We start from the raw sequence: 13,329 nt of genomic DNA on the forward strand, positions 1-13,329 counted from the left end.
ATATTATCTAGGTGAAATTCAGTTGGATAATATGCTCGATTTTATACACTCACTATTTTTTATGCTAGCTACACGGCAAACAGTTTAGATAACTCATGACCATAGTTATTTATATTCTCACTTTGCATCTCTAATTGATCATTCAGAGGTATATACACTACTTCAGCGGTAGGTGTAACAGCATTTTTTACTTCATTAACATTTATTTTAATTTTTAAAACTGTTGTCTCCTTTGTTGTTTCATTATAAGCAGAGACTTCTAATTGAATATTTCCTTCTTCATCCACCATATCTTCGGGAATAGTCCCCGTAATCTGACCTGTTTCAGCATTTATGCTTAAACCTGATGGTAACGCTTTACCACCACCATAACTTCCTTGATAAAAAACCTCCTCTTTAGAATCATGCTCATCACTAATATCAACGGTGATTGTATTTGATGTGAAGCTGATATTTTGAAGTTTAAAATCGATAGCCTCAACGGTATCATCAAAACTAAGTTGACCATTTGCATCGACACTTACTGTTACATCAGCAGTTACTACCGAGTTATCAGAGTTATCAGTATCATAACTGATAACGTCCTTGTTGCCAGGAGACGTCAAAATAGCCAAAGATTCGTTATTTTCAGCATTGTTTGCATTATCTTGTGAGCCGCTTCCTGCTGATTTCTGAGAAGCATCTTGAATTAAGTCCTCTCCTGATGATCCTCTTGCTAAGTCAAATGGCTGTTCTATAATTTCTGTTGTTTCTGCAACTTCAACCTCTATGGTTGGCGCAACGGCTTCTGCCGGAGCAAGAATTTCTAACTCAAATGTTTTTGTTGTTAGCGCTTCTCCATCATCCACGCTGATAACAATGGCAAAGTTACCTATATCGTTTAATCTACCTGAAATAACACCACTATCTTGATCATATACCAAGCCATTTGGTAAGCCAGAAATTGTGAAAGTCATCTCATCAGTTAAATCAATATCACTAAACTGTGTTGATATGTCCATAGTGAAGTCAGTACCAAATGATTGCTCTAGTGCATCAATATTGTCCGTTGAAGCGACTATTTTATCATTGCTACCTGTTAGCGTAATAACCACATCTTGTGTCGCTGTTGCGCCTTCATCATCCGTTACAGTAAGCGTAAATACCGCGGTAACTGCCTCTCCCTCGGCCAAGAAATCTAATTGACCTTCAGTAATGGTGTAATCCCAAGCAACCGTGCCATCATGGGTATTTGTATCTACATTAGTAATAGTAAATGCAGCTTCAATATCGGCTTGTTGTTGTGCACTTAATGTTAATACTGTCGTACCATCTTGATTCAACGCGGTAACGGTCGCCGTTGCCTCTGTTGCTACTGCTCTATCGGTTAAATCGACATCGCTAAAGGTGACTGAGCCACTATCCGTTAAGGTAGTACCTTCAAGGATTGTACCCGCTACGTCGACTATTTGTATCTCAGGGGTATCGTTTGTTCCTGTAATAGTAATGGTGACATCTTGTGTATCTATTGCCCCCTCATCATCTGTGACGGTAAGTGTAAAGACAGCCGTGACCACTTCACCCTTACCTAAGAAATCTAATTGACCTTCAGTGATGGTATAATCCCAAGTTACCGTGCCATCATGGGTATTTGTATCTACATTAGTAATAGTAAACGCGGCTTCAATATCGGCTTGTTGTTGCTCTGATAAAATAAGTGTTGTTTCACCATCTTGATTAAGTGCCGTAACTGATTTTGTAAGCTCTGTTGCTACTGGTGTATCAGTTAAATCTACATCAGTAAAAGTGACTAAGCCAGTATCCGTTAAGGTAGTACCCTCAAGAATTGCGCCTACTACGTCGACTATTTGTATCTCAGGGGTATCGTTTGAGCCGGTAATGATAATGGTGACATCTTGTGTATCTGTTGCGCCTTCATCATCCGTGACGGTAAGTGTAAAGACAGCCGTGACCACTTCACCCTCACCTAAGAAATCTAATTCACCTTCAGTGATAGTATAACCCCAGGTAACCGTTCCATTATGGGTGTTTGATTCTGGATTAGTAATACTAAATGCTGCTTCAATATCGGCTTGTTGTTGTGCTGTTAACGTTAATGCATCAGTACCATTTTGAGCTAAAGCACTTACTGATAGAGCCTCTGTTGCTACTGATGTATCGGTTAAATCGACATCGCTAAAGGTGACTGAGCCACTATCCGTTAAGGTAGTACCTTCAAGGATTGCACCTGCAACGTCGACTATTTGTATCTCAGGGGTATCGTTTGTTCCTGTAATAGTAATGGTGACATCTTGTGTATCTATTGCCCCTTCATCATCTATGACGGTAAGTGTAAAGACAACCGTGACCACTTCACCTTCACCTAAGAAATCTAATTGACCTTCAGTGATGGTGTAATCCCAAGCAACCGTGCCATCATGGGTATTTGTATCTACATTAGTAATAGTAAATGCAGCTTCAATATCGGCTTGTTGTTGTGCACTTAATGTTAATACTTTCGTACCATCTTGATTCAACGCGGTAACGATCGCTGTTGCCTCTGTTGCTACTGCTCTATCGGTTAAATCTACATCGGTAAAGGTGACTGAGCCACTATCCGTTAAGGTAGTACCTTCAAGGATTGCTCCTGCTACGTTGACTATTTGTATCTCAGGGGTATCGTTTGTTCCTGTAATAATAATGGTGACATCTTGTGTATCTATTGCCCCCTCATCATCGGTGACGGTAAGTGTAAAGACAGCCGTGACCACCTCACCTTTACCTAAGAAATCTAATTGACCTTCAGTGATGGTGTAATCCCAAGTTACCGTGCCATCATGGGTATTTGTATCTACATTAGTAATAGTAAATGCAGCTTCAATATCGGCTTGTTGTTGTGCGGTTAATGTTAACGCTTTCGTACCATCTTGATTCAACGCGGTAACGATCGCTGTTGCCTCTGTTGCTACTGCTCTATCGGTTAAATCTACATCGGTAAAGGTGACTGAGCCACTATCCGTTAATGTAGTACCTTCAAGGATTGTACCGGCTACGTCGACTATTTGTATCGCTGGCGTATTGTTACTGCCATCAATGGTTAATGTCACTGTTTTGGCAACTGAGCTGGCATTTCCTGACGTTGAATCATCTTTAACTTGTACGTTAAATGATACGACTGCACTTTTACCCGTACCTAGTTTCTCTATGCCTGCGCCCGTTAAGGTATACACACCAGTCTCTGTCATAGAAACAGTAATAGTGCCTATTCCAACACTATTTGTATCGACTACTGTGGTTGCTGCATCGGTAAACGCTATAAACGCATGTGTATCGCTTGTATCTACATCGGTTTTACCGACATCGGCGAGTGAAATTGAACCGGTTAATGTGTTTTCGGCTACATTAGTCACCTCGGTATAATCTGACAGTGTCGGTGTATCGTTACTGCCATCAATGGTTAATGTCACTGTTTTGGCAACTGAGGTGGCATCTCCTAACGCTGAATCATCTTTAACTTGTACGTTAAATGATACGACTGCACTTTCACCCGTACCTAGCTTTTCAATGCCTGCGCCCGTTAATGTGTACGCACCAGTGTCTGTCATCGACACAGTAATCGCGCCTATTTCGACACTATTTGTATCGACTATGGTGGTTGCTGCATCGGTAAACGCTATAAACGCATGTGAATCGCTTGTATCTACATCGGCTTTACCGACATCCGCGAGTGAAATTGAACCGGTTAATGTGTTTTCGGCTACATTAGTCACCTCGGTATAATCTGACAGTGTCGGCATATCGTTACTGCCATCAATGGTTAAGGTCACTGTTTTGGCAACTGAGGTGGCATCTCCTGACGCTGAATCATCTTTAACTTGTACGTTAAATGATACGACTGCACTTTCACCAGCGCCTAGCTTTTCAATGCCTGCGCCCGTTAAGGTATACGCACCAGTCTCTGTCATCGACACAGTAATGGCGCCTATTCCAACACTATTTGTATCGACTATGGTGGTTGCTGCATCGGTAAACGCTATAAACGCATGTGTATCGCTTGTATCTACATCGGTTTTACCGACATCCGTGAGTGAAATTGAACCGGTTAATACATTTTCGGCTACATTAGTCACCTCGGTATAATCTGACAGTGTCGGCATATCGTTACTGCCATCAATGGTTAACGTCACTGTTTTGGCAACTGAGCTGGCATTTCCTGACGTTGAATCATCTTTAACTTGTACGTTAAATGATACGACTGCACTTTTACCCGTACCGAGCTTCTCTATCCCTGCGCCCGTTAATGTGTATGCACCCGCTGCATCCATAGAGACGGTGATTGCACCTATACCCACTGTATTAGTATCGGTTACTGTCGTTGCCACATCGGCAAGTACGACAAATGCATGTGTATCGCTTGTATCTACATCGGTTTTACCGACATCGGCGAGTGAAATTGAACCGGTTAATGTGTTTTCGGCTACATTAGTCACCTCGGTATAATCTGACAGTGTCGGCATATCGTTACTGCCATCAATGGTTAAGGTCACTGTTTTGGCAACTGAGGTAGCATCTCCTGACGTTGAATCATCTTTAACTTGTACGTTAAATGATACGACTGCACTTTCACCAGCGCCTAGCTTTTCAATGCCTGCGCCCGTTAATGTGTACGCACCAGTGTCTGTCATCGACACAGTAATGGCGCCTATTTCGACACTATTTGTATCGACTACTGTGGTTGCTGCATCGGTAAACGCTATAAACGCATGTGTATCGCTTGTATCTACATCGGTTTGACCGACATCGGCGAGTGAAATTGAACCGGTTAATACATTTTCGGCTACATTAGTCACCTCGGCGTAACCTGAAATTTCCGGCGTATCGTTACTGCCATCAATGGTTAAGGTCACTGTTTTGGCAACTGAGGTAGCATCTCCTGACGTTGAATTATCTTTAACTTGTACGTTAAATAATACGACTGCACTTTCACCAGCGCCTAGCTTTTCAATGCCTGCGCCCGTTAAGGTGTATGCACCCGCTGCATCCATAGAGACGGTGATTGCACCAATACCCACTGTATTAGTATCGGTGACTGTCGTTGCCACATTGGTCAGCGCGACGAATGAATGGGTATCGTTGGTATCAATGTCTGTTGTACCTACATCCGTTGTAGAGATTGAGCCTGTTAAGGTGTTTTCTGCAACATTGTCGGCTTCTGTGTAAGCAGAGATGGTGGGCGTATCATTGTTCCCGATCACGGTAATCGTTGATGTTGATGTTGAAGTAGCTCCACTCTCATCACTCATGGTGTAAGTAACTATTACATCTTCTGTAACACCTAATGCCAAGTAATCAAAGTCAGTTGCGTTTGCTACAAATACTAATTTGTTTGCAACGATTGAAACTGTTCCTTTATTTACTGGAGCCGATACTGTATCGAGTGTAAATGTAGCTCCATTGTCTATATCTGTATCATTTGCTAATACATCTACTGTTACGCTTGAGTTTTCATTTACTGCACCTGTATCTACTACTGCAACTGATGCGTCATTAGATCCATCAATAATTAGGGTAATGGTTTGTGCCAGTGACGTCGCATTGTCTGCACCAGAATCGTCGACCACTTGAACATCGAAGCTTGCGGTTGCACTGTCGCCTGCACCAAGCTTCTCGATGCCGGCACCGACTAGTGTGTAGTTACCCGCCGCATCCATTGATACGGTGATGGCACCAATACCCACAGCGTTGGTATCAACAACAGTCATTGTTGCATCTTCAAGCACAACGAACGCATGTGAATCATTGGTGTCGAGATCAGTGATAGCGACATCTGCAAGTGAAATTGAACCACTCAAGCTATTTTCAGCAATTAGCGCTGGAGATGCTTCAAATAATACTGCTGAAATATTTTCAACTTCTAGTAGGTTAGTTCCATTCTTGTTAGAGATATAAAGACTATCGGTAGCAGAGTCATATACCATATTACTTAGATACGAAACGCCACTAATGGATAACGTTATATCAACATCGTCAAGTGTACCGTCTGTAACATTAAATGCTTTGCTTATATGATTGGAGGAATATGAATCACCAAGATAGAGGTTTTCACCTACCAGAAAAGCATAACCGAGAGTACCCGCGCTGAATGTACTTTGAGAAACCACACTTAAGTTCGATGCATTAAGCTCTGTAACAACCCACTCACCACTATTGGTACCAGACCCTAATACAAATACACCTGCATCACTTTGAAAAGTATTTAGAGCAGAATAGCCACCCCAATTAAAGCCACCCGTGTCAATATTAGGTATAGAAGCGGTATCTATTAGTGCGCCAGTTTGAGCATTCCAAGATGAAAGTGAAGTGCCGCTAGAGCTATGGCCAATGATAACACCATCAACAGCGGTAAAATATGTGCCGAATATATCGCCACTCGAAAGGTTAATAGTTCCAGATAGACTAGCACTTTCAAAGTCTTGAACATTGTCATAGACATTTACTGCCGTATTATTACTATTAAGCCCCTCAGAAACATATACCTTGCCCGTTACACTATCTATGGCCATACCAACAAAACTGGTAAAATCAGTCTCACGGACATAATCTGTTGTAGCAGTGATAGGGTCGGTCACGATTGTTGATAGAGGCCCTGCTATTGTCGGCTGGTCGTTAGTACCAGTAATGGTTAAGGTAATGGTTTTTGCAACTGACGTCGCGTTTCCACTGCCTGAATTATCGATAACTTGAACATCAAACGTGACCGTCGCACTTTCACCTGCGCCTAGCTTTTCAGTGCCTGCGCCCGTTAATGTGTATGCACCCGCTGCATCCATAGAGACGGTGATTGCACCTATACCCACTGTATTAGTATCGGTGACTGTCGTTGCCACATTGGTAAGCGCGACGAATGAATGTGTATCGCTGGTATCTACATCAGCTTTACCGACATCTGCTAGTGAAATTGAACCGGTTAATGTGTTTTCGGCTACATTAGTCACCTCGGTATAATCTGACAGTGTCGGCGTATCGTTTACAGAATCTAAAGTGATAGTAAAAATTTGTGTTGTTGTATCATCACCACTATTACCTGTACCACCATTGTCTTGTAGTTTTACAGTAACGGTTGCACTTCCATAGACATTTGCAGCTGCTGTATAGGTTAATGTTCCATTAGCTGCAATTGTTGGTTGGGTTGAAAACAGACTATTATTATCATTGGTTGTAGTAAATGTTAATGTTTGAGAATCTTCATCTGTTCCACCACCTTCATCTATTCCAGTTACAAAGTTTGAAACAATTTGCACTCCAGCATCTTCGTTTACGGTTTGATTTGAACCGACGGTAAATGTAGGGGCATCGTTGACTGCAGAGATTGATATATCATAATCTGCATTTGAACCATATGATGAACCATCCCATCCTTGCCAAGTAAAAGTTGTAGACCCATTATAATTACTTATAGGTTCAAATGTTAAATTTACATAATTTGTACTTGTTATCACTTGGCCTAAGGTAACATTTGTTCCTGAGAGTTTTAACACTCCCGCTGTGGCATCAGGCAGAGAAGTTATTTTTGTTTGAGAAAACGTTGAAGAACCTGATTTAAAGGCATCAGAAGCAAAGGTAAAAGTTGTATCTTCTGTTATATCTCCAGCTCCTGCCAAGGTAGCTGAATATTCCATGGCGCTTGGGATTATTTTTTGTACCCAATCACTTGTATTTTGCGTACCTGTAGAAACATCTGTCGTATATTGAGTAGTACCAGATATTCCTGTACCAGATATTCCTGAATTATAAAAATCATATCCTAAAAAGATAACATATCCTGAACCATATTCAATAACTGCAACAGTGGCATTATCATCAGTTCCATATATAGTTGTAAAGTTAGCGACAGTACCTTTGCTGATAGAGTCTGTTGCGCTTAGATTAGATAAAGAAGCTGGACCACCTTCAAATGGAGTGCCGGCTGCATTTGTAGTATTTAAGGACCAACTAGAGCCACTTGTTGTAGTTAAATCCCATCCGAAAATTGTATTTAAGAAATTAGTGTCATTACTCGAATAAGTACCAGTCATCATCATAACCCCACCGTCTGAAACCCAATTATTTATAATTGTTTTTGAAGCATCGGGTAAAAAAGCTTGATTTAAAGGATTTTGACTTTCCATATCAGTCATAAAGAAAAAACCACTATTATTTAGTTTTGTTGCGAAACTTGAGTCAGTAAAATTTTGGATAGATGTATCTAAACTATAATTTCCACCTTTATTTATATTATCTTGAACAATACTTGCTAAGTTGGCATTTTCATTATTATTACCAGGACTGCTATCTGTACCATTTAAGTTTGGAAAACTAAATACCGCTACTTGAATCGTAGCCAATGTATCATCATAATTTTCAATACTTAAATCATCAACATCAATAACACCCGTATCATACTCCAGATCCCAATCACCACCCAATGCCTGCGCACCAGTAATATCATCAGAAGCAGCAACATCAGCATCGGTCATTGCTGCGAGTGTATTGACAAAGTTTTCACCTTCGCCATTTGCACCTACGTTACATCCGTAAAGTAAAATATCACCACTCTGCGTTAAACTCTCGCCGATTGTCTCAAGCGCAGTGGATGAAAGTGAGATATTTTCTGCATTTAAAATGCTACTGCCAAGTGATATTTCACCGGTACTACCATGAGAGATAATATGAATCGCGTCTATTTCATCTTTCGACTCAAGAATAGCAGCGATCTGGGCTAGTCCGTCAGATTCTGCATCGATAATAAAGACTTCAACATCCGCACCCAAACCATCAACAATTGTTTCATAGTCTGCGATACCACTATCAACAAATACCACTTCATTTCTATCTCGAGATAAAGCTTCAACCGCCGCTGGTGTAGTGTTTTCATCTAGTAATGAACTTTCAGTTGCAGTAAAATCACTGTTATCTAGTGCGTCTACCGCGGTTGCGACAGCCGCGCCATCAAATAACATTCTAGGCTCTAACGCGCTTATTAATGGTTTGATTTTACGTGATTTTTTAGGTGACTTTTGAGGTGAAATGCTCATTACTAAATCCTCGACTCTAATTTTTAGAATTATTTTTATAATTAAACGTTGCTGTACCACTCATACCCGCAATTATTTTGCCATAAGGTTTGAATAGTTTTGCTCTTATTAATACGGTTTGACTGGTAGGATCAACAACAGCACCAATCTCTTTAACGATAACTTTTATATCTGTTTGGGTTTCATCAACATTTAAGGTGAGTTTGTCACCTTTTTTTAGCCAACTTAGCCAAGTGGCATGAACAACCACTATCGCTTCTAAATTGCCTGTGCCAACTATTTCTAAAATCTCTTGCTGTGCTTTTATGCTTTGATGCAGATTGACCTTTTTTTCAACAACTCTGCCGTTAAATGGCGCATAAATTTTGCATCGCTTTACATTGACAGAGACGATATCTAGCTCAGCACCTTGCTTGCTATATTCCTCTTGAGAGATTAATACTTCAAAAGCCCCTATAGCGTTCAATTTATTGAGCTGTTCATTTTTTTGCATCTGGTAAAGGGCTATCTTTTTTTGAATCTCAATTTTTCTCTGTTGAGCTTCATAAATTGCACAGTCTATTTTAGCTAAAAGAGCCCCTTTTTTAAAATACTCACCGTCTCCCGTGGGAAGATAAACAACATTACCAGAAATTTCCGCCGATAATATTGTTCTATCTATAGCGCTGACAACCGCTCTCGCGGTCATCTCTGCTTTTGCCGGCAGCAAAAAAAACAGGCTCAATAAAACAACTGTTTTACTCATATTCATCAGTTATATGTGATCCTGCGCTGTTCAATTAACCACAAATTGTTTTTAACAATTTCTTTCATTTTTTCATTAAAGCTTACGGCTAAGTCAGATAAGGTATCATCTTGTTGTACAATATATTCCTCACCCGTTATATTAAGCACCTCTCCCACGTCGATAAGAATATGGGTATTAGTGAGGTCCTTGGTATTGACATCATCTACTGTGGCTACAAAAGCCCCTGGCTCAGTAAGCTTTTGATCAGGTAATAGTTCAGCATTTTGTTCTTGGCTTACTTGACTTTCCTGCGCTTCTTGCACTGTTGTTTCACTATCATCTACCACGGCCTCTTCTCTAATAGGCTTAGCGAGAAACGTGTCATTTTTTTGCTCTGATATATTATCTTTTGGATACTCTACATCTGAGTCTTTATTTATACCCATCGACGCATAAATTCGTCCATAACTGTTTTGCATATTTGCATACGCTGCAGAGTGCCTTAACGTAGCGAGTAGATAGCTTAGCTTCTCTTTTATAATCAGAAGATCACTACTCATATCAAGTTCATTGGCATTCATCGCTTGTTCATAGATCCCTTCTGAAATATTTAAGTAATCTTTAGAAAGTTTGTACTCACCAACGGCTTGTTGATATCTAACAGTGGAAAGATGTACCTGAGTGATAACCGCCAATGCAATGGCCAGTTTTTGCTCTTTTGCTAAAATTATTTTTGCATCTGCCGCGTCACTTAGCGGGCTATATTTAAAGACATTAAAAAGGTTCCATGTCACATTTGCACCTAAACTATACCAATTATTGTCTAGTGCATATTGACTGTCATTTGCGTTATATCCAGCATTAAGACTCACACCAGGAAGCATGCTGAGCATAACCACTGATAATTCTTTTTGGCTAATACGCTCTCTATAGCGACCCTCTAAAATTTCAGGTCTATTTTCTAGTGCTATCTTTTCCATTGTAGAGAGGTTAAACGGAACAGTGAGTAACTCATAGCTGCTCTGTACTTTATCAGCAAGTTCAAACGCTGTGCCTGGTTTAAGTCCCATAAGCTCTGCAAGCTCTAGTTTAGAAAAGATAAGAGTTCTTTCTAAACTAGCTAAATCTCTTAGTACGTCTAATAATTCTCTTTGGTAGGTGAGTGCTTTTATAGGCGACTTTAATCGTAGGCTTTTTACCTTATCAGAATCTTGCAGTGCGATTCGCACCTCTTTCATAAGCGGATGAATTCTGTTTAACAACTCCTCAGCAGTAACCGCTTGATAATAAGCTTTTCTAATATCTTGAGTGATATTAAAAAGAACTTTTCGCTCACCTTCTTTTGAAATGAGAAATTTATCAGACTGCTGCTGAGCTTTTACATAAGACAGACCAAAATCTAAAATATTCCAACTAAACGTTATATCTGCTGTCGTTTGTTTTTTCGCTTGACTAACAGAGTAAGTTGGACTGTCCGCTAATTCAGCAGGTTTTCCGTCTTCAAATACGGTACTTGCCGATGCTGCATAGTTATTTCTTGTCGCATAACCGGCATTTGCCGCTAAGGTTGGCAGCATATCGAACTTCGTTAAGTCAAACTGTTTTTCAGCAAGTGCCGATTGCATCATACTGACTCGTTTTTGACGATTATACTTTACGCCACGATGGATAGCTTCATCCAAAGATATTGCCTTGGTTATGGCTTCAGTTTTATCTAACGCAACTAACTCCTGCTTTGAAGCATCTTTAATTTCATTTTTTTCCCACGCTTTGGGCGAAATCGAACAACCAGTAACAATAAAAACGGAAAGTAATGGTATCGAAATATTTTTCCAACGATTAATTCTAAAGCTCATAAAAAACCCTTTTCTGTATTAAAACAACAAATTAAAAAAACAGTTTTAAACACATTTACATTGGTTACTGGTAAAGCTAAATTTGTAGTAAATTGCATTGGAAAGTAATTTACCGTTTGCTTAATAACGAATAGATAATTGAACTTTCCACACCGCGTTTTTATATAACTCTAATGACAGTATGTATCAAAATGTATCTAAATGTATCTAAATGTAATACATAAATACTACAGAGTAAAGGGTTTAGGGCAAGAACATAAACGTTCGAAATTGGTGTTGTTTTTTTTAATAGAATTTAATCTGAAGTTGCCGCCCCTATGACTGAAATAATTATAGATATAATTAAAACTCGCGGGAAAGCTGCTGATAGGCAATAACCACTATAACAACTACCGTAGGCAGATTAGTTTATAATTAAAGTGATGATGAAAGTAGGTATAAAAATATAGGAAAAATTTTTAAGTTTATTTCCGCTTAGCACACAAAGTTAGCATTAGCATTTTTATAACGGCGATGAAATTGCGCACTGTTTTAGCGTCCGACTTCAACGCCTTATAGTTGCTGGTAGTTCAAACCACCAAGCTTACAATAAGTTCTTGTGCTTAATGAATAGGAGGCAGAACCAAAGAGCGCTTCCGCATAGACAGCTAAATATGAAATTTGAGCCTTAAAAACTAAAGCGATTAAAAACATTAATCTGCGAAAGGCGAAAACTGGGTTGGGCAACAAGGAAGGTAGATTGAACGGCACTTCCATTGCCAAACCAAAGAATTGAACCAAGTGCAAAATCTTGTGTTGAGCACTAAACGCGAAAATAAATCATTCGTTCTTGTGCCGACAACTAACGAGCTTGTAGAATAACTCGTTTATTATGAATTCCCCCTAAAAATAGGGGGACCAAATGCATTGCCTATATCGAATAAATCGTTTACAGCGCGATACAGGAACACAAAAATTTAGTGATTTTGGCTGAATTAGTTATTTTACAGCCTCAACGCCTCGTTAAACGGACAAAAATAGTGGGTTAAAATGCGCAGCGAAGTTAGATATAACCCACTGTTTTTGTTATATTTAAATTCCTTGTTAGTTTTTACATACACTATAGTCAATATCTTTGGGTGCTTCACTTGGCATTTTATCAACTTGAAAGTACCCCCAAATAGAAAAAATAATGAGGGTTATAGGGATTAATAGCTGAAATACTGACATTAAACTACTTTTCCAACCTCGTACTATTTTGGTTGGTTTGAAAACGTTAAACCCTTTAGGTGGAAATTGTTTTTAGATGAGTCCTTTATAACCGATTGGGGCCGTAAATGGACCGATCACAATGGCGCATAAAAGTGGTAAGCCTACAAATAAGGCATACCACACCACTGAAATACCGGAGTATCCGAAAGGAGTATGGCAATGTGCAGTATCAACATACCAATTGATAAATGGAAGATACCATTTATCATTAATAATATATGCCAAAACACCTAGTAAAAGAGCTAATAATATTCTCTTGAACTTTTCTGGTTTTGAGTACTCTTCAGCGTATTCGATAACTCACTCCTTGAGTAAAACTAGACATAATGACTCCCCACGAGGTGCTAGCCTCCTATCGTGGGTTAGCTTGAAAAGCCAGTGCCATAATTAGTGTGTCAAACAACTAAAGCGGAGGCTAGCATGAATAACCATAGCATAATTT

General features: G+C 39.7%; 3 protein-coding genes. All 3 read right to left on the bottom strand.

Features of this window, described 5'->3' with window-relative positions; all coding sequences use genetic code 11:
• Positions 1–68: 68 nt before the first annotated feature.
• Genes H4J59_RS03165 through H4J59_RS03175 form a run of 3 tightly spaced genes read right to left on the bottom strand, consistent with a single transcriptional unit; the run spans position 69 to position 11,636 of the window.
• On the bottom strand, positions 69–9,053 hold the full coding sequence (locus H4J59_RS03165) for a VCBS domain-containing protein (protein ID WP_182236737.1): 8,985 nt from the start codon (positions 9,051–9,053) through the stop codon (positions 69–71).
• A gap of 16 nt (positions 9,054–9,069) precedes the next feature.
• The gene (locus H4J59_RS03170; RefSeq protein ID WP_182236739.1) at positions 9,070–9,804 is read right to left on the bottom strand and encodes an efflux RND transporter periplasmic adaptor subunit; all 735 of its coding nucleotides are present in this window, start codon (positions 9,802–9,804) and stop codon (positions 9,070–9,072) included.
• A complete protein-coding gene (locus tag H4J59_RS03175) occupies positions 9,804–11,636 on the bottom strand; it encodes a TolC family protein (protein ID WP_182236741.1) in 1,833 nt (610 codons plus the stop codon). The genes H4J59_RS03170 and H4J59_RS03175 overlap by 1 nt, the downstream gene beginning before the upstream one ends.
• Between the last annotated feature and the right edge of the window lie 1,693 nt (positions 11,637–13,329).

This window comes from Colwellia sp. MB02u-10, assembly GCF_014077185.1.
Classification (GTDB): Bacteria; Pseudomonadota; Gammaproteobacteria; order Enterobacterales; family Alteromonadaceae; genus Cognaticolwellia.